Here is a 16,655-nt window from a genome sequence, read left to right on the forward strand (position 1 = left end):
CTCAGTCGTCCAGCTTGGTCAGCAGGTAGTTCGGTTCACCGATGCGCTCGATCAGGTCGAGCTGCGTTTCCAGCCAGTCGATGTGCTCTTCCTCGGAATCGAGGATCTTCACGAACAGCTCGCGGCTGACGTAATCGCCGATGCTCTCCGCGTAGGCCACCGCCTCGCGCAGCACCGCCACCGCCGACGTCTCCAGCGCCAGGTCGCAGCGCAGGATCTCCACCGGGCTCTCGCCGATGCGCAGCTTGCCCAGCGCCTGGAAGTTCGGCAGCCCCTCGAGGAACAGGATGCGGTCGGACAACGCATCCGCATGCTTCATCTCGTCGATGGACTCCTTGTACTCGTGCTCGGCCAGTTCCTTCAGGCCCCAGTTCTTCAGCATCTTGGCGTGCAGGAAGTACTGGTTGATCGCGGTCAGCTCGTTGTAGAGCACCTTGTTGAGGAATTCGATGACCTTGGCGTCGCCTTTCATTGGATGCTCCTGCACGCGTTGAACGCGCGCACTGTACCGTCACGCGCGGCGAGATGAAGGAACGCGAATCGTACGCATTGATCCATGCAGGCCCAGGCCTGCACAGCGATCACGGCGGAGGAAGAATGATCGCCGCGGCACCCGGCATGCGTCGGCAAGCCACTAGGCGCGCGGCAGAACGTGCGCGTGTTGAAGCATGAAGCACGCCGGAAGATCGGCAGCGCATCGAAGCAGGATGGCGTGCGGGAATGCGCCCGGAACGCTTCCGGGATTGCGTCCGTCGCCACGCGACGGAACGCGCAGGGCTCAGGCGACCTTCGCCAGGCCCAACATGGGCAGCGGCAGGTCGTGCACGGCACGCGCCTTGGCCAGCAGTTCGCCCGCCATCTCCAGGCAGGAGCCGCAGTTGGAGCCGCAGCCGGTACGCATCGTCAGCTCGGCCACCGAACTGACGCCATTGTCGGCGGCTTCGCGTATCTGGTGATCGGTGACACCGTTGCAGATGCAGACGTACACGGAGGGCGCTTGGCAGGACAGACCGGAGTGGCCGGCGACCATTCCATCGGAAACGAGAACGATTGTCAATCAAAAGACTGAATCGTTCTCGATCAGGCCGCCCGTCAGGCCGTCGGCCCTTCGCCCTGCACCTTCTTCGGCCAATACCCGCGCTTGCGGGGACGCTTGCGCGGCCGCTCGTGGCCCGCCGCATGGCCCGGCATCCAGGCTTCCTGCGCGCTCTTGGGCATGGCCGTCACCCCCTGCCCCGCGATCCCACGCGCCAGCGGCGCCAGGTGTCGCAATGCGCGTGCATAGACGCCGCGCTTGAACATGACCACATGCTCGACCGGGTACCAGAAATCCACCCATCGCCAATGGTCGAACTCGGGCGCCTCGGTATGGTCCAGGCGCACATGCGCCTCGTCGCCGGTCAGGCGCAGCAGGAACCAGACCTGCTTCTGGCCGATGCAGACCTGCTTCTCGGTACGGCGGATGGCGCGGCTGGGCAGCCGATAGCGAAGCCAGCCCGGGGTCGCCCCCAGCACTTCGACGTGTTCAGGCAGCAGGCCGGTTTCTTCCTGCAGCTCGCGATACATGGCCTCGACAGGCGTCTCGTCGGAATTCATCCCGCCCTGCGGAAACTGCCAGCCGTCCCGGCGCACGCGTCGTGCCCAGAACACCTGTCCATCTTCCCGCATCAGCACGATGCCGACGTTCGGTCGATAGCCGTCCGGATCGATCACGATGCGGACTCCTAAAGTTCTACTGCTCCGGACTCTGCCATGGCCGCCGCAATGCCACAAGCGCGGAAAAAAATAGTTGACAGGAACGGCGGGGATACCCAGAATTGCGGGCTCCCTGAGGCTATGTAGCTCAGCCGGTTAGAGCACAGCACTCATAATGCTGGGGTCGGTGGTTCGAGTCCACCCATAGCCACCAAGGGATACGGAGCCCGGCTCCCGACAACCACAGCCCCGTCGCCAAGCGGTAAGGCATCTGACTCTGACTCAGACATTCGGAGGTTCGAATCCTTCCGGGGCTGCCAGACACCAAAGACCAGATCGAGAGATCTGGTCTTTTTCATGAAGCGCCCCCTACCAGGGAATATGGCCTCCACCGCCATGGCGTGCGATAATCCACCCCTGCATTAGCCCCGTCGCCAAGCGGTAAGGCACCTGACTCTGACTCAGGCATTCGGAGGTTCGAATCCTTCCGGGGCTGCCAAACATGAAAGGCCTGATCGCGAGATCAGGCCTTTTTCTTTGCCCTGCCTCCAGGTCGACACCGTGCCGGGCGACCGACAGCCACGGCCAGAGCTTCCGGCCGCAGCCGGCATGCGGAACACCCCACCCGGAACGACAAAAGCCCGGCCGAAGCCGGGCTTTTGTTTTCCCAGCGGGATCCCGCAGGATCCCGGACCAGGCGCGATGGATCAGCGCTTGGAGAACTGGGTGGCGCGGCGGGCCTTGTGCAGACCGACCTTCTTGCGCTCGACTTCGCGGGCGTCGCGGGTCATGAAGCCGGCCTTGCGCAACTCGGACTTCAGGCCTTCGTCGTACTCGACCAAGGCGCGGGCGATGCCCAGGCGGATCGCACCGGCCTGGCCGGTGGTGCCGCCGCCAGTGGCGGTGACGATGACGTCGAAGCTCTCGGTGTTCTTGGTCAGCTCGAGCGGCTGGCGCACGATCATGCGCGCGGTCTCACGGCCGAAGAACTCGTCCAGCGGACGGCCGTTGACGGTGATGTTGCCCGAACCCTTGCGCAGGAACACGCGGGCGGTGGAGGACTTGCGGCGGCCAGTGCCGTAGTTTTGCGTGATAGCCATGATTAGATATCCAGAACTTGCGGCTGCTGGGCGGCGTGCGGGTGCTCGGCGCCGGCGTAGACCTTGAGCTTGCGGTACATGGCGCGGCCCAGCGGGCCCTTCGGCAGCATGCCCTTGACGGCGATCTCGATCACGCGCTCCGGGTGGCGCTCAAGCGCCTGGGCCAGGGTCTCGGTCTTCAGGTTGCCGATGTAGCCGGTGAAGCGGTGGTACTGCTTGTCCTGCAGCTTCTTGCCGGTGACGGCAATCTTTTCTGCATTGATGACAACCAGGTAGTCGCCGGTATCGACGTGCGGGGTGTAGACCGGCTTGTGCTTGCCACGCAGGCGGCGGGCCAGCTCGGTGGCCAGACGGCCCAGGGTCTTGCCCGAGGCGTCGACGAGATACCAGTCACGCTGGACGGTCTCGTTCTTTGCGGTGAAAGTGCTCATGAAAGAACTCAGGTTAGGTCGGGCTCATTGCGGCGCTGCACTGCCGGAACTCTGCCACGCGTTGTGAAGGTGAAACACAAGAGGCGGGATTGTACCGGCCGTGACCGTCCCGTGCAACCTGCCGCCCGCCCGGCCTTGGCAGCCCCGGGGACAGCGGCGAGAATCCGGCCACCCCCACCCCGCCTGGACGTCATGATCACCGACCGCGCCTTCACGCCCCTGGACCGCCTGCTGACCGAGGCCCAGCGCGCGCTGGACACGGTCTTCGGCAACCCGCCGGCCAGCCGCCCCAATCCGGCTGGCGATACGCCGGACATCGTGCTGGAAACGGACGAACGCCGCCATGCCGCGGGCCTGATGCGCATCAACCACGTCGGCGAGGTCTGCGCGCAGGGCCTGTACTTCGGCCAGGCGGCCGTCGCCCGCGACCCGTCCACCCGCGCGCACCTGCTGGAAGCCGCGCAGGAGGAAACCGACCACCTGAGCTGGTGCGCGGACCGGCTGCGCGAACTGGACAGCCGCCCCAGCCTGTTCAACCCGCTGTGGTATGCCGGCAGTTACGCCATCGGCACGCTCGCGGGGCTGCGCGGCGACGGCTGGAACCTGGGATTCGTGGTCGAGACCGAACGCCAGGTGGAGGCCCATCTGGACGAACACCTGGAAACCCTGCCGCCCGCCGACCAGCGCAGCCGCGAGATCCTCAAGGTCATGAAGATCGACGAGGCGCGCCACGCCGACCACGCCGAGCACGCCGGCGCACGCATCCTGCCGCCGCCAATCCCCGCGGTGATGGCCCTGGCGTCCAAGGCCATGAAAACCATCGCCTACCGGCTCTGATCCCTCTTCTGTCCTTCCTCCCGATCTTTCTGGAGTCGAGCCCCCTTTGTTAAGCCTGATTAGCGTCGAATCTCAGCCAGTGATCTGGCCGGGGCTTACATCGGTAGGCCTCTGAGCGAGGGTGGTGTCATGGCGATGAATCGAGTGCAGTTCCAGTCGGGGTTGTCCTTGCCCCGCTTCCTACAGCGTTACGGGAGCGAGGCGCAGTGTATCCAAGCCTTGGTGCAGGCGCGTTGGCCGCAGGGATTTGTCTGTCCCCGTTGCCAGCACGCCGGCGCCAGCCGCTTCCAGCGCGGCGTCCAATGGCTGTGGCAGTGCCCGAAGTGCCGGGCGCAGACCAGCCTGACGGCCGGCACGTTGCTGGCCGGCACCAAGCTGCCACTGCGCACCTGGTGGCTGGCTATCTACCTGATTTGCCAAGCTAAAAATGGCGTATCAGCCTTGGAACTGATGCGTTGCCTGGGCGTGTGCTATCGCACCGCCTGGCGGATGAAGCACAAGCTGATGGCCGCCATGGCCCAGGGCGAAGCCGGTCGCCAGCTCCGTGAGCTGGTCCAGCTCGATGATGCCTATCTGGGCGGGGAGCATCCGCGTGGCCGCGGTGCCGGGCAATGGACCAACAAAGTGCCCTTCATCGCCGCAGTCGAGCTGCATCAGGGTCGCCCCCGGCATGTGCGCTTCGACCTGGTCGGCAGTTTCTGCCGCCAGGCGGTGCATCGCTGGGCGCAGCAGGCGCTGTGCCCGGGGACCCATGTGGTCAGCGATGGATTGAGTGCCTTCACCGCAGTGCAATGGGCCGGGATGAGCCATGAGCCTATTGTCGTGGGGACCGGGCGGCGATCGGTGCAGCAGCCACGGCTGCTCTGGATCAATACCGTGCTGGGCAATCTCAAGACGGCCCTGAGCGGTACTCACCATGCAGTGAAATTTGGCAAGTACGCACTGCGCTACCTGCGCGCCCACCAGTACCGCTTCAACCGGCGTTTTGACCTGGCCGGCATGACGGGTCAATTGGCCCAGGCCTTGGTCCGCGCTCAGCCGCTCTCCGAACCACGGATCCGAGAGCCGGCTGAGATTCGACGCTAATCAGGTTTGTTAAGGGGGCGCGGCGACAGCCGCGGGGATAGGCAGCTCCGGAGTCGGGGCCCAAGGTTTGCAACGCAACCCTTGGGGGTCCTGGCCGCGACGCGGCCACGACTACGACACCAGTTTCAACCCGATAACGCCGGACACGATCAGGCCGATGCACAGCAACCGCGGCCACGAGGCGCTGTCGCCGAACAGCAGGATGCCCAGCGCCGCGGCGCCGACCGCGCCGATTCCGGTCCAGATCGCGTAGCCGGTGCCGATCGGGATCGACTTCAGCGACTGCGACAGGCACCAGAAACTGACCACCATCGCCGCCAGCGTGCCCATGCTGGGCCACAGGCGGGTCCAGCCCTCGGTGTACTTCAGGCCGATCGCCCAGACGACTTCGAACAGACCGGCTACCAGCAGATAGATCCAGGCCATGGGGTTTCCTCCTTGGGTTTTAGACAAAAAAGAAGCGGCCCGGTGCATGAGCACCGGGCCGCCGTCGGCTGTGGTCCATGGATCGCGCCATGGGGCGGGCCGTCCCGCCGTGTGTTTCAGGAGTGCGAGCCTAGCAACCAGCACCCGAACCGCATGTAACCCGTCACTCGGCCAGGTTGCGGCCGTGGAACAGTTCCTCGATCTCGCGGCGCAGCAGCGCCTCGATCTTCATGCGCTCCTTGAACGACAGGTTCTTGGCCTTCTCCTCGAACAGGTACTGGTCCAGGTCGAAGTCCTTCAGGTGCATCTTCGTGTGGAAGATGTTTTCCTGGTAGACGTTGACGTCGAACATCTCGTAGCGCGACTTGATGTTCTTGGCCAGGAAGTTCTGGATCGAGTTGATCTTGTGGTCGATGAAGTGCTTCTTGCCCTTCACGTCGCGGGTGAAGCCACGGACGCGGTAGTCCATGATCACGATGTCGGACTCGAGGCTCTCGATCAGGTAGTTCAACGCCTTCAGCGGCGAGATCACGCCGCAGGTGGCGACGTCGATATCGGCGCGGAAGGTGGCGATGCCTTCCTGCGGATGGGTCTCGGGGTAGGTGTGGACGGTGATGTGGCTCTTGTCCATGTGCGCGACCACGGCGTCGGAGATCAGCTCCTTGCCGGCGGCCTTCTTGTCGATCACCGGCTCCTCGGAGATGAGGATGGTCACCGACGCGCCCTGCGGATCGTAGTCCTGGCGGGCGATGTTCAGGATGTTGGCGCCGATGATCTCGGCCACATCGGTGAGGATCTGCGTGAGTCGATCGGCGTTGTATTCCTCGTCGATGTACTCGATGTAACGCTGGCGCTCCTCTTCGGTACGCGCATAGCAGACGTCATAGATGTTGAAGCTCAGCGCCTTGGTGAGGTTGTTGAAACCCTGCAACCTCAGGCGAGGCAACGGCTTGACCACGGCGGTCGATCCTGTGAGTGGTGGGAAAGGGGGCAATTATGGGGCAAACTGCCCCCCGGCGAAACGTGCGCGTCCGCCCGGGTTTGCCCCTGCCGACCGGCCTCGCTAAGCTTGCCCGTCAAGCAGGTTCATCATCTGTACATGAATGTCATCATGACCCCAGGGATCACCCACTCCGTGTCCAACGTGCGTCTCGCTTCCAGCCCGCTGGCCCTGGACATCGCCACCATCGACCGCTTCCTGGCCCACAGCCACCGCCGTCGCTACCCCACGCGGACCGACGTTTTCCGCCCGGGCGACCCGGCCGGCACCATGTATTACGTGATCAGCGGCTCGGTCAGCATCATCGCCGAGGAGGAAGAGGACCGCGAGCTGGTGCTGGGGTACTTCGGCGCCGGCGAGTTCGTCGGCGAGATGGGCCTGTTCATCGAATCGGACAAGCGCGAGGTCATCCTGCGCACCCGTACGCCCTGCGAACTGGCCGAAATCAGCTACGAACGCCTGCACCAGTTGTTCCTGGGGCCGCTTTCCACCGACGCGCCGCGGCTGCTGTACGCCATCGGCTCGCAGATCTCGCGGCGCCTGCTGCATACCAGCCGCAAGGCCAGCCGCCTGGCATTCCTGGACGTGACCGACCGCATCGTGCGCACCCTGCACGACCTGGCCCGCGAGCCGGAGTCGATGAGCCACCCGCAGGGCACCCAGCTGCGCGTATCGCGGCAGGAGATCGCCCGCCTGGTCGGCTGCTCGCGCGAGATGGCCGGGCGCGTGCTCAAGAAGCTGCAGGCCGACGGCATCCTGCACGCGCGCGGCAAGACGATCGTGCTGTACGGGACGCGCTGAAAGCGCGCATACGCGCTTTCAGCGCCAAAGTTTGCACAGCAAACTTTGGGCCCCGGCTTACTGAGCACCCAAATCCCTGCGCCTGTCGGCGCGCCCCCTTTGGCTGCTCCGGCGGAAACATGGCTTCGCCAGCCCCAAGGCGGGGCAGCCACGTCCTGCTCCCATCTCCTTGACGCACTCGCCCCAAAGCCAGCAGTCTCCACGAATGGAATTTGGAAGCGAGTTCTACTGGTTCATCCTGATCGGGCTCGGCGCGCAGTTGGTCGACGGCGCGCTGGGCATGGCGTTCGGGCTGGTGTCCTCGTCCGTCCTGCTGAGCATGGGGCTGCCGCCGGCGGCGGTGAGCGCCAGCATCCACACGGCCGAAGTGTTCACCACCGGCGCCTCCGGCGTATCGCACCTGGTGGCCGGCAACGTCGACCGGCGGCTGTTCCTGCGCCTGGCCCTGCCCGGCGCGGTCGGTGGCGCCCTCGGCGCCTATGTGCTGACGCAGCTGCCCGGTGAACTCATCCGTCCCTTCATCTACCTGTACCTGCTGGCGCTGGCGGTCTTCATCCTGGCGCGCGCGGCCGGCCGCTTCACGCCCAGGCGCGAAGTGCAGCGGGTGCCGGTGCTCGGCTTCTTCGCCGGCCTGCTCGACGCCAGCGGCGGCGGCGGCTGGGGACCGGTGGCGACCTCGACCCTGCTGGCGCGCGGCGGCCAGGCACGCACCACCATCGGCACGGTGAACGCGGCCGAGTTCGTGGTCACCCTGTCGATCTCGGCCACTTTCCTGCTGTCGATGGGGCTGCAGCATCTGTCCATCGTCGCCGGCCTGCTGGTCGGCGGCATGATGGCCGCGCCGGTGGCGGCGCTGCTGGTCAAGCGCCTCCGGGAGCGCTGGGTGCTGGTCGCGGTGGGCGTGCTGGTGCTGTCCATCAGCCTGTTCCAGATCGGCCACGCGCTCCGCGGCTGGCTGGCCTAGGCCTGCAAACGCGACGTTCCGCCAGGAATCGTGGGCGGCCCACCAGCGGCCGGACTCCCTACGCCTTGTCGCCGCCGCGGTCCACGCATCCCCAGTTGAACACCGGCGTTCCGGCCGGGAGCACCCTGCGGAAATAGTCCACGCGCGAATGCTTGGGGTTGACCACCACCGGCGCCCTGGCCGCCTTGAGCAGCGGCAGGTCGGCGGTGCTGTCCGAATAGGCTATGGCGATGTCGCCATAGCCGCGCTCGCGCAGCATGCGCATCTTCTCTTCGTTGTGGCAGTGGCGGGTGGCGCCCATCGCGCCGAGGCGCGGCCCCACCTCGCTGCCGATCACCGGCACGTCCTGGTGCGCGACGAAGGCCAGGATGGCCCGGGCCAGTTCCGGCGGCGCGCCGGTGGCCACCACCACGCGGTCGCCGGCGCGGCGATGCGCGGCGAACACCTCCAGCGCCTGCGGCAGCAGCCGGGCGCGGATGTCGGCCTCGTGGGTGCGCACGTACTGGTCGATGATGCCGTTGAACTCCCGCGCCCGATGCAGGCCGAAGGTCGCGATCCACACGTAACCGGAAATGCCGAAGCGGCGCGTCGGCAGCAGGGCCACCAGCGGGCCGAACAGCGGCGTGATCAGCAGCGCCGCCAGCATGCGCAGCGGGTTGCGCCGGATCAGCCAGGCGAACAGGTGGCTGCCGGAATCGCCGTCGTACAGGGTATGGTCGAAATCGAAGACGACCAGTTGCGCGTCGTCGCGGGGAACAGGATAGGACTCGCTCATGCGCTGAAGAATAGCTGACGCAGGCCTTCGCCCGGCTCCTCCGCGCGCATGAAGGCCTCGCCGACCAGGAAGGCGTTGACGCCGGCGTCGCGCATGGTCTTCACGTCGGCCGGGCCGAGGATGCCGCTCTCGGTGACCAGCAGGCGGTCGCGCGGGACCGCGTCGCGCATCGACAGCGTGGTATCCAGCGACACCTCGAAGGTGCGCAGGTTGCGGTTGTTGATGCCCACCAGCGGCACCGGCACCTGGATGGCGCGCTCCAGCTCGTCGATGTCGTGCACTTCCACCAGCACGTCCATGCCCAGGGTCATCGCCAGGTCGGACAGCCCGGCCAGCTGGCGGTCGTCCAGCGCCGAGACGATCAGCAGGATGCAGTCGGCACCGAGCACGCGCGCCTCGACCACCTGGTAGGGATCGATGACGAAATCCTTGCGCAGCACCGGCAGCGTGCAGGCCTCGCGCGCCTGCTGCAGGTAGGCATCGGCGCCCTGGAAGAAATCCACGTCGGTCAGCACCGACAGGCAGCTGGCACCGCCGAACTCATAGCTCACCGCGATTTCGGCGGGCCGGAAGTCCGGCCGGATCACGCCCTTGGACGGGCTGGCCTTCTTGACCTCGGCGATCACCGCCGGGTCGCCATTGGCGATGGCCGCCTGCAGCGCGCTGGCGAATCCGCGCACCGGCGACGCATCGGCCACGCGCGCCTTCAGCTCGGCCAGCGGCACGCGGGCGCTGCGCTCGGCCACTTCCTGCGTCTTGCGGGCGAGGATGGTGTTGAGGATGTCGCTCATGGTTCTTTCCTGGAAGGCGGTACGGCGGGGGTGAAGGACAGGGAAGGATCAGCCGGCCAACGCGCGGCTGGCGGCGACGTACTGCTCCATGCGCGCGCGGGCACTGCCATCGGCGATGACCGCGCGCGCGCGCGCCAGGCCGTCGGCGATGCTGTCGGCCACGCCGGCCACGTACAGCGCGGCGCCGGCATTGAGCGCGACGATATCGTTGGCCGGGCCGGGCTGGTTGTCGAGCACGCCGCGCAGCATGGCGATGGATTCGGCCGGATCGGCGACCTTGAGGTTGCGGCTGGCCGACATGGCGATGCCGAAATCCTCCGGATGGATCTCGTACTCACGCACCTTGCCGTCGCGCAGCTCGCCGACCAGGGTGCCCGCGCCCAGCGAGATCTCGTCCATGTTGTCGCGGCCCCACACCACCAGCGCACGCTTCGCGCCGAGTTCGCGCAGCACGCGCGCCTGGATGCCGACCAGGTCGGGATGGAACACGCCCATCAGGATGTTGGTCGCGCCGACCGGATTGGTCAGCGGGCCGAGGATGTTGAAGATGGTGCGCACGCCCATCTCGCGGCGCACCGGCGCCACCACCTTCATCGCCGGGTGGTGCATCGGCGCGAACATGAAGCCGATGCCGGTCTGCTCGATGGCGCGCGCCACCTGCTCCGGGCCGAGCTCGATCACCGCGCCCAGCGCTTCCACCGCGTCGGCGCTGCCGGACTTGGACGACACGCTGCGGTTGCCGTGCTTGGCCACCTTGGCGCCGGCCGCGGCCACCACGAACATCGAGCAGGTGGAGATGTTGAAGGTGTGCGAGCCGTCGCCGCCGGTGCCGACGATGTCGACCAGGTGGGTCTTGTCGGCCACCGCCACCGGCAACGCGAACTCGCGCATCACCGTGGCCGCGCCGGCGATCTCGCCGACGGTTTCCTTCTTGACCCGCAGGCCGGTGAGGATGGCCGCGGTCATGGTCGGGGACACCTCGCCGCGCATGATCTGCCGCATCAGGTCGACCATCTCGTCGAAGAAGATCTCGCGGTGTTCGATGGTGCGTTGCAGGGCTTCCTGCGCGGTGATGGTCATGACAACTCCAGGATCAGGAAATGACGATGTAGTCGCTCTGGCAGCGGATGCCGGCGTGCGCGCCCGGAAGCAGGTGCACGTGCAGGCCGCCGATCGGGCCGACGGGCAGGCAGCCGTCCACCTCGAACAGGGCGTCGCGGTGCGGCTTGCTCCACTCCGTCCCGGCCCGGGCCAGCGCCTTGCGTTTGGCTTCGACCGCATCGGCGGCGACTACCAGCAGGTAACGGTGCGCTTCGCCGAACTCGCCGGCGACATAGCCGCCGAGATTGACGAAGTAGAGCCGGAGCATGCCGGCGGGCGGCGTCTCGGCGGACAGGCGCACCTGCCACTGCTCGACGCCGTCAACCGTCATCCAGGAATCCAGGTGCAGGCCGGCCAACTCTCCAAACCATTGTTCGCGCAGCTGTGGGTAGGTCTGCTCGATGCTGGTGCCGACACCGAACACCACGTCGTGCACCTCGGTATTGGCGCGCGCATGGCGGCCGCCGAGCATCACCACGAACAGGCGCAGGCCGGCATCGCTCATGGCATCGGCCTCGCGCCCAGGGCCAGGCGCACGCCGAAGCCGATGAACAGCACGCCGGCCACCTTGTCCAGCCACTGCATGCCGCGCGCCGCCCAGCGGCTGCTGCGCATGCGGTCGGCCAGCAGCACGTAGAGCGCGTTGACCGGCAGCGCATTGATGGTGAACACGATGCCCAGCACCGCGAACGCCAGCGTCTTGTCCTGTACCGACGGGGCGATGAACTGCGGCAGGAAGGCAAGGAAGAACAGCACCACCTTCGGGTTAAGCACATTGGTCAGGAAGCCGCCGGCAAACACCTGCCACCACGAGCCGGCGCCGCCGCCGGCCGCATCGACGCCGGCCTGCGACGTCGCCGGCCCCGCCTGGCTGCGCAGCAGGCGCACGCCCACCCACAGCAGGTAGGCCGCGCCGGCCCATTTGATCGCCACGAACAGTGCCGCCGACGTCGCCATCAGCACGCCCAGTCCCAGCGAGGCCAGCGCCACGTGCACCAGGCAGCCGGCGCTGATGCCGGCCACGGCGGCGAAGCCGGCGCGACGACCACCGCGCAGCGAGCGGCTGACGATGTAGAGCACATCCGGACCCGGCGTCAGGTTCAGCACCCAGCCGGCGAGCATGAACAGCAGCAGTTGCGCCGGCTCGATCAGCACGTGCGGTCCAGGAAGTTCTTCATCAGCGCGTGGCCGTGCTGGGTGAGGATCGACTCGGGATGGAACTGCACGCCTTCCACTGGATATTCGCGGTGGCGCAGGCCCATGATCTCCTCCATCGAACCGTCGGCATTCTCGGTCCAGGCGGTGATTTCCAGCGCGGCCGGAAGCGTGGTCTTGTCCACCACCAGCGAGTGGTAGCGCGTGGCCTCGTAGCGGTCCGGCAGGCCGGCGAACACGCCCTTGCCCTCATGGCGGATCGGCGAGGTCTTGCCGTGCATGATGTTGCCGGCGCGGATCACGCGACCGCCATAGACCTGGCCGATGCCCTGGTGGCCCAGGCACACGCCGAGGATCGGGATGGACGGCCCCAGCCGGCGGATCACCTCCAGCGATACGCCGGCGTCGTCGGGCGTCTTCGGTCCCGGCGACACCACGATATGCGAAGGCTGCAACGCGGCGATCTGCTCGACGCTCAGCGCATCGTTGCGCACCACCTTCACCTCGGCGCCCAGCATCTGCAGGTACTGCACGAGATTGAAGGTGAAGCTGTCGTAGTTGTCGATCATCAACAGCATGGTCAGTAACTCATTGGGCGATCAGGAAGATCGCGTAGATGTTTTCAGAAAGGGTGAGGCTGCCGGCTTCGAGGGCTTCGGATACCACATCGTTTGGCCGCGGCTCTGGTACATCAATCAGGGGAGCGGGCGGTGGAGCAGGCAACCCCGGCCAACGCCCGGCCTCTATGCCATAGCTGAAATTCGGTGCGACTTCGGTGATCGTGTAGAGGCCACCCAGCTGGACGCCGTAGGCATCGGCGAGCCGACGCGCTGATTCACGCGTCTGCTGCGCCGCCTGCCGCTTGAGTTCCGCCCGCACTGCAGCCTCGTTGCTATAGCTGGTGGTAAGACCGGACACCTGCAGTTCCTCGCTGGTCTGCAGGCCTGCGAGCAGCCGCCTTACATCCTCGAGTGATTTGAAACGGGCAGCCAACGAGCGCTGCACCCGCGTACCCGAGAACACCTGCGTCCGCTCTTCATACCTGTACTCCGGGGTAATGCTCAGTGCCGACGCCTGCACACTGTTAGGCAGCGCATGCTGTGCCTTGAACGCGGCCAGAATCTTCGTGGCGTTGGCCTGCGCCCTCTCGCGGGCAAGTCCAGGATCCTTGTCGATCGAGCGCAGGGTGATATTGATACCGAACCGATCCGGCATGACTTCGCGCTTGGCCTCCCCCTTCACCAACAGGTGCGGCTGCGACGGAATGGCACTGGCCTGCCCCCAAGCCTGTGGAACCGCAGCCAGCAGCAACGATGACCACAACAACATGTTCGACAGCTTCATGCGGCACTCCTTGTCATGGTGTGGGGACAACGGTGAGATCATTACGACGCAGTCGCCGGCCTGTTACAGGCCCTTCGCCGCCTGCGCCACCGCGCGGAACAGCGCGCGGCCCTTGTTCATGGTCTCGTGCCACTCGGCATCCGGGTCGGAGTCGTAGACCACGCCGCCACCGGCCTGCACGTACAGGTAGCCGTCCTGGATGACCGCGGTGCGGATGGCGATGGCGGTGTCGGCGTCGCCGTGCCAGCCGATGTAGCCGACCGCGCCGGAATAGACGTTGCGCTTGACCGGCTCCAGCTCACGGATGATCTCCAGCGCGCGGATCTTCGGCGCGCCGCTGACGGTGCCGGCCGGGAAGGTGGCGCGCAGCACGTCGCTGTAGCTCAGGCCCGCCTTCAGCGTGCCGGTGACTTCGCTGACGATGTGCATGACGTGGCTGTAGCGCTCGATCACGAACTGCTCGCCCACCCTGACCGTGCCCGGCTCGGCGACGCGGCCGACGTCGTTGCGGCCCAGGTCGATCAGCATCACGTGTTCGGCGCGTTCCTTCGGATCGGCCAACAGCTCGGCCTCCAGCGCCTGGTCCAGTTCCGGGGTGGCGCCACGCGGGCGGGTACCGGCGATCGGGCGCACGGTTACCACGCCATCGCGCAGGCGCGCCAGGATTTCCGGCGACGAACCCACCACCTGGGTGCCGCCGACATCGATGAAATACATGTACGGCGAGGGATTGAGCGCACGCAGCGCGCGGTACACATCGATCGGGCGCGCGCGGAACGGCACGCGCAGGCGCTGGCTCGGCACCACCTGGAAGATGTCGCCGGCGCGCACGTAGTCCTGCGCCCTGCGCACCACGTCGTGGTACTGCTCGCGGGTGAAGGAGGACTTGAAGTCCTGCTCGTCGATCGCATCGGACACCTGCGCCTGCGGGTAGCCGGCGCCGCCCTGGCGCAGCCGGTGCGCCAGTTCGTCGAGGCGACGGTTGGCACGCGCCCACGCCTGCGGCTGTGATGGATCGGCATGCACGACCAGGTACAGCCGGCCCTTGAGGTTGTCGAACACCGCCAGCTCTTCGGACAGCATCAGGTAGATGTCCGGCGTGCCGAGTTCGTCGGGTTTGTCGCCGGCGCCCAGGTGCGGCTCGATGTACTGGATGCACTCGAAGCCGAACCAGCCGACCAGGCCGCCGGTGAAGCCCGGCAGGCCCTCGAACTGCGGCACCGAGTGCTGCGCGCGCAGCACTTCGACCTCGGCCAGCGGGTCGGCGACCTCGCGTCGCTCGATCACCTCGCCCAGCTCGCTCACTTCCAGCGTATGGCCGCGGAAGCTGTAGATGCGCCGCGCGGGCAGGCCGATGATGGAATGGCGGCCGAAGCGTTCGCCGCCCTCGACCGATTCGAACAGATAGGTATGCGGGCCGTCGGCGAGCTTCAGGTAGACCGAAAGCGGCGTGTCCAGGTCGGACAGCACTTCGCGGACGACGGGGATGCGGGTGTGGCCTTCAGCGGCCTGCTGCTGGAACTGCTCGAACGTGATCAAGACGGCATTCCTTCCGGGAATCGGTGGTGGCGGTACGGACGACGGCAACGGGCCACCATCGCCACCAGCGGCGAGCGGAAGAAAGGGAACGCTTGGTCGTCAGAGTGGACACCGCGCCACTCTACCGCACTTCGGGCGGCCGTTGTGCATCGCCGCAGGCGGAGTTCGCTTGCACCGGCAACCATCCCGCCCTGCTGGAGCGGCCCCGGCCGCGATGGCTTCACCGGCGCCGCCCTTGGCGGGAAGCGCGGGTCGCCGCCCCATCGCCGCTGAAGCCGCGCCTGCGGAAAGGCGGCGCGGTGTCATGGCCCTGTCATCCGGCATCCGGAGAATGGAAGGCCATAGCAGGGATGATGGATGGAGGCAGGATCAGCCTCCCACGAATTCCCCCGGCCGTGGCAGCGATGCCACGGCCTTTTTTTGCGTTGCGCCCGCAGCAGCGGTCAGCCTTCGGCGAACCGGCACAGCGCCTCGCCCTGCAGCCGGTATACGGTCCATTCGTCCTGCGGCAGCGCGCCGGCGGCGCGGTAGAAGTCGATCGCCGGCGTGTTCCAGTCCAGCACCGACCACTCGAAACGGCCGCAGCCCTGCGCCACCGCCAGCCGCGCGATGTGCTGCAGCAGCGCCTTGCCCGCGCCGCACCCGCGATGCTCCGGGCTGACGTACAGGTCTTCCAGGTAGATGCCGTTGCGACCCAGCCAGGTGGAATAGTTGTGGAAGTACACCGCGTAGCCGATGGCCTGGCCGTCGCGTTCGCAGACCAGCGCCTGCGCCTTGGCATCGGCACCGAACAGGCTCTCGCGGATGCCGGTCTCGTCGGTCTGCACCGACGATTCGGCCTTCTCGTAGATCGCCAGCTCGCGGATGAAATGCAGGATCAGGCCCGCGTCTTCGGCGGTGGCCGGGCGGATGTGCAGGCCGGCGTCCACGCTCAGCCCCGCGCCGCCGCCACGTTGCCGCGCATCTGCCCGATCACCTGCGCATAGTCGGGGGCGTTGAAAATGGCAGAACCGGCGACGAAGGCATCGGCACCGGCCGCGGCGATCTGCCCGATGTTGTCGGCCTTCACGCCGCCGTCCACTTCCAGGATCACCGGCTTGCCGCGCTTGTCGATCATCGCCCGCACCGCGCGCAGCTTGTCCAGGGTGGAGGGAATGAAGGCCTGGCCGCCGAAGCCGGGGTTGACCGACATCAGCAGCACCAGGTCCAGGTCCTCCAGCACCCAGTCCAGCACTTCCACCGGCGTGCCCGGGTTCAGCACCAGGCCGGCCTTGCAGCCGTGCGATTTGATCAGCTGGATGGTGCGGTGGACGTGCTTCGACGCCTCCGGGTGGAAGCTGATCAGGCTGGCGCCGGCCTCGGCGAAGTCCGGCACGATGCGGTCCACCGGCTCCACCATCAGGTGCACGTCGATCGGCGCGGTCACGCCATGCCTGCGCAGCGCCTGGCAGACCATCGGGCCGATGGTCAGGTTGGGCACGTAATGGTTGTCCATCACGTCGAAATGGACCCAGTCGGCGCCGGCGGCGATGACGTTGTCGACCTCCTCGCCCAGCCTGGCGAAGTTGGCCGAGAGGATGGACGGGGCGATGATGCAGTTGGACATGGCG

Annotated in this window: 21 protein-coding genes and 3 tRNA genes; 7 read left to right on the top strand and 17 right to left on the bottom strand. The window is 66.7% G+C overall.

Annotation, left to right across the window (positions count from 1 at the left end; genetic code table 11):
• Window position 1 precedes the first annotated feature (1 nt).
• The 3 genes from bfr to ABTV91_RS00155 all read right to left on the bottom strand — a co-directional run bounded on the left by bfr (window position 2) and on the right by ABTV91_RS00155 (window position 1,713).
• Complete coding sequence (gene bfr / locus ABTV91_RS00145) at window positions 2–472, bottom strand: bacterioferritin (protein WP_104939714.1); 471 nt, start codon at window positions 470–472, stop codon at window positions 2–4.
• Window positions 473–778: 306 nt separating this feature from the next.
• Entirely contained in the window at window positions 779–988 is a 210-nt protein-coding gene (locus tag ABTV91_RS00150) for a (2Fe-2S)-binding protein (RefSeq protein WP_433852637.1), read from the bottom strand.
• Between the two features lie 104 nt (window positions 989–1,092).
• Complete coding sequence (locus ABTV91_RS00155) at window positions 1,093–1,713, bottom strand: RNA pyrophosphohydrolase (RefSeq protein WP_433852638.1); 621 nt, start codon at window positions 1,711–1,713, stop codon at window positions 1,093–1,095.
• A gap of 119 nt (window positions 1,714–1,832) precedes the next feature.
• On the opposite strand from ABTV91_RS00155, the gene ABTV91_RS00160 reads away from it, so the two are divergent.
• From ABTV91_RS00160 to ABTV91_RS00170, 3 genes are all read left to right on the top strand, one after another.
• Window positions 1,833–1,909: transfer RNA gene (locus tag ABTV91_RS00160), tRNA-Met, on the top strand.
• A 31-nt stretch (window positions 1,910–1,940) separates the two neighbouring features.
• A tRNA-Gln gene (locus ABTV91_RS00165) sits at window positions 1,941–2,015 on the top strand.
• Window positions 2,016–2,119: 104 nt separating this feature from the next.
• Window positions 2,120–2,194 (top strand) — tRNA-Gln (locus ABTV91_RS00170).
• Between the two features lie 208 nt (window positions 2,195–2,402).
• Here the strand turns inward: ABTV91_RS00170 and rpsI are convergent.
• Window positions 2,403–2,795, bottom strand: coding sequence for a 30S ribosomal protein S9 (rpsI, locus tag ABTV91_RS00175; protein WP_054667799.1), 393 nt, complete (start codon window positions 2,793–2,795; stop codon window positions 2,403–2,405).
• Window positions 2,796–2,797: 2 nt separating this feature from the next.
• Entirely contained in the window at window positions 2,798–3,226 is a 429-nt protein-coding gene (gene rplM / locus ABTV91_RS00180) for a 50S ribosomal protein L13 (protein WP_433852639.1), read from the bottom strand.
• 192 nt (window positions 3,227–3,418) lie between these two features.
• Between rplM and coq7 the strand changes: the two genes are divergently transcribed.
• On the top strand, window positions 3,419–4,063 hold the full coding sequence (gene coq7, locus ABTV91_RS00185; protein ID WP_433852640.1) for a 2-polyprenyl-3-methyl-6-methoxy-1,4-benzoquinone monooxygenase: 645 nt from the start codon (window positions 3,419–3,421) through the stop codon (window positions 4,061–4,063).
• Between the two features lie 129 nt (window positions 4,064–4,192).
• A complete protein-coding gene (locus ABTV91_RS00190) occupies window positions 4,193–5,149 on the top strand; it encodes an IS1595 family transposase (RefSeq protein ID WP_433852641.1) in 957 nt (318 codons plus the stop codon).
• A 111-nt stretch (window positions 5,150–5,260) separates the two neighbouring features.
• Here ABTV91_RS00190 and sugE read toward each other — a convergent pair whose 3' ends face one another.
• Both sugE and speD read right to left on the bottom strand, forming a co-directional pair.
• Window positions 5,261–5,575: a quaternary ammonium compound efflux SMR transporter SugE gene (sugE, locus tag ABTV91_RS00195; RefSeq protein ID WP_433852642.1), complete on the bottom strand. Its 315-nt coding sequence runs from the start codon at window positions 5,573–5,575 to the stop codon at window positions 5,261–5,263.
• 163 nt (window positions 5,576–5,738) lie between these two features.
• Complete coding sequence (gene speD / locus ABTV91_RS00200) at window positions 5,739–6,533, bottom strand: adenosylmethionine decarboxylase (protein ID WP_054667806.1); 795 nt, start codon at window positions 6,531–6,533, stop codon at window positions 5,739–5,741.
• A gap of 153 nt (window positions 6,534–6,686) precedes the next feature.
• On the opposite strand from speD, the gene crp reads away from it, so the two are divergent.
• The gene (gene crp, locus ABTV91_RS00205; protein WP_433852643.1) at window positions 6,687–7,376 is read left to right on the top strand and encodes a cAMP-activated global transcriptional regulator CRP; all 690 of its coding nucleotides are present in this window, start codon (window positions 6,687–6,689) and stop codon (window positions 7,374–7,376) included.
• Between the two features lie 205 nt (window positions 7,377–7,581).
• Window positions 7,582–8,340, top strand: a complete 759-nt coding sequence (locus ABTV91_RS00210; RefSeq protein WP_433852644.1) for a sulfite exporter TauE/SafE family protein — start codon at window positions 7,582–7,584, stop codon at window positions 8,338–8,340.
• Window positions 8,341–8,398: 58 nt separating this feature from the next.
• Here the strand turns inward: ABTV91_RS00210 and ABTV91_RS00215 are convergent, their stop codons facing one another.
• The 10 genes from ABTV91_RS00215 to rpe all read right to left on the bottom strand — a co-directional run bounded on the left by ABTV91_RS00215 (window position 8,399) and on the right by rpe (window position 16,651).
• Complete coding sequence (locus ABTV91_RS00215) at window positions 8,399–9,115, bottom strand: haloacid dehalogenase-like hydrolase (protein WP_433852645.1); 717 nt, start codon at window positions 9,113–9,115, stop codon at window positions 8,399–8,401.
• Window positions 9,112–9,906, bottom strand: a complete 795-nt coding sequence (gene trpC / locus ABTV91_RS00220) for an indole-3-glycerol phosphate synthase TrpC (RefSeq protein WP_433852646.1) — start codon at window positions 9,904–9,906, stop codon at window positions 9,112–9,114. The genes ABTV91_RS00215 and trpC overlap by 4 nt, the downstream gene beginning before the upstream one ends.
• Before the next feature lie 48 nt (window positions 9,907–9,954).
• A complete protein-coding gene (trpD, locus tag ABTV91_RS00225; protein WP_433852647.1) occupies window positions 9,955–10,986 on the bottom strand; it encodes an anthranilate phosphoribosyltransferase in 1,032 nt (343 codons plus the stop codon).
• A 13-nt stretch (window positions 10,987–10,999) separates the two neighbouring features.
• Window positions 11,000–11,512 carry a DUF1543 domain-containing protein gene (locus ABTV91_RS00230; protein WP_433852648.1) on the bottom strand — a complete coding sequence of 171 codons (513 nt, stop codon included), beginning with the start codon at window positions 11,510–11,512 and terminating at the stop codon, window positions 11,000–11,002.
• Entirely contained in the window at window positions 11,509–12,162 is a 654-nt protein-coding gene (locus tag ABTV91_RS00235) for a LysE family translocator (RefSeq protein WP_433852649.1), read from the bottom strand. Before ABTV91_RS00235 ends, ABTV91_RS00230 begins: the two co-directional genes overlap by 4 nt.
• Window positions 12,156–12,740 (bottom strand): anthranilate synthase component II, encoded by a 585-nt coding sequence (locus ABTV91_RS00240; protein WP_433852650.1) that lies wholly within the window; start codon window positions 12,738–12,740, stop codon window positions 12,156–12,158. Before ABTV91_RS00240 ends, ABTV91_RS00235 begins: the two co-directional genes overlap by 7 nt.
• Window positions 12,741–12,750: 10 nt before the next feature.
• A complete protein-coding gene (locus ABTV91_RS00245) occupies window positions 12,751–13,506 on the bottom strand; it encodes an SIMPL domain-containing protein (RefSeq protein WP_433852651.1) in 756 nt (251 codons plus the stop codon).
• Window positions 13,507–13,569: 63 nt separating this feature from the next.
• The gene (gene trpE, locus ABTV91_RS00250; protein ID WP_433852652.1) at window positions 13,570–15,045 is read right to left on the bottom strand and encodes an anthranilate synthase component I; all 1,476 of its coding nucleotides are present in this window, start codon (window positions 15,043–15,045) and stop codon (window positions 13,570–13,572) included.
• A 443-nt stretch (window positions 15,046–15,488) separates the two neighbouring features.
• Window positions 15,489–15,980, bottom strand: coding sequence for an N-acetyltransferase family protein (locus ABTV91_RS00255; protein ID WP_433854222.1), 492 nt, complete (start codon window positions 15,978–15,980; stop codon window positions 15,489–15,491).
• On the bottom strand, window positions 15,977–16,651 hold the full coding sequence (gene rpe / locus ABTV91_RS00260; protein WP_433852653.1) for a ribulose-phosphate 3-epimerase: 675 nt from the start codon (window positions 16,649–16,651) through the stop codon (window positions 15,977–15,979). Before rpe ends, ABTV91_RS00255 begins: the two co-directional genes overlap by 4 nt.
• Between the last annotated feature and the right edge of the window lie 4 nt (window positions 16,652–16,655).

This window comes from Stenotrophomonas nitritireducens (assembly GCF_050984405.1).
Lineage (GTDB): Bacteria > Pseudomonadota > Gammaproteobacteria > Xanthomonadales > Xanthomonadaceae > Stenotrophomonas > Stenotrophomonas nitritireducens_B.

Coding starts and splice junctions, on each gene's coding strand:
- bfr (WP_104939714.1), bottom strand. CDS start 472: ATGAAAGGCGACGCCAAGGTCATCGAATTCCTCAACAAGGTGCTCTAC.
- rpsI (WP_054667799.1), bottom strand. CDS start 2,795: ATGGCTATCACGCAAAACTACGGCACTGGCCGCCGCAAGTCCTCCACC.
- rplM (WP_433852639.1), bottom strand. CDS start 3,226: ATGAGCACTTTCACCGCAAAGAACGAGACCGTCCAGCGTGACTGGTAT.
- coq7 (WP_433852640.1), top strand. CDS start 3,419: ATGATCACCGACCGCGCCTTCACGCCCCTGGACCGCCTGCTGACCGAG.
- ABTV91_RS00190 (WP_433852641.1), top strand. CDS start 4,193: ATGGCGATGAATCGAGTGCAGTTCCAGTCGGGGTTGTCCTTGCCCCGC.
- sugE (WP_433852642.1), bottom strand. CDS start 5,575: ATGGCCTGGATCTATCTGCTGGTAGCCGGTCTGTTCGAAGTCGTCTGG.
- crp (WP_433852643.1), top strand. CDS start 6,687: ATGACCCCAGGGATCACCCACTCCGTGTCCAACGTGCGTCTCGCTTCC.
- ABTV91_RS00210 (WP_433852644.1), top strand. CDS start 7,582: ATGGAATTTGGAAGCGAGTTCTACTGGTTCATCCTGATCGGGCTCGGC.
- ABTV91_RS00215 (WP_433852645.1), bottom strand. CDS start 9,115: ATGAGCGAGTCCTATCCTGTTCCCCGCGACGACGCGCAACTGGTCGTC.
- trpC (WP_433852646.1), bottom strand. CDS start 9,906: ATGAGCGACATCCTCAACACCATCCTCGCCCGCAAGACGCAGGAAGTG.
- trpD (WP_433852647.1), bottom strand. CDS start 10,986: ATGACCATCACCGCGCAGGAAGCCCTGCAACGCACCATCGAACACCGC.
- ABTV91_RS00230 (WP_433852648.1), bottom strand. CDS start 11,512: ATGAGCGATGCCGGCCTGCGCCTGTTCGTGGTGATGCTCGGCGGCCGC.
- ABTV91_RS00240 (WP_433852650.1), bottom strand. CDS start 12,740: ATGCTGTTGATGATCGACAACTACGACAGCTTCACCTTCAATCTCGTG.
- ABTV91_RS00245 (WP_433852651.1), bottom strand. CDS start 13,506: ATGAAGCTGTCGAACATGTTGTTGTGGTCATCGTTGCTGCTGGCTGCG.
- rpe (WP_433852653.1), bottom strand. CDS start 16,651: ATGTCCAACTGCATCATCGCCCCGTCCATCCTCTCGGCCAACTTCGCC.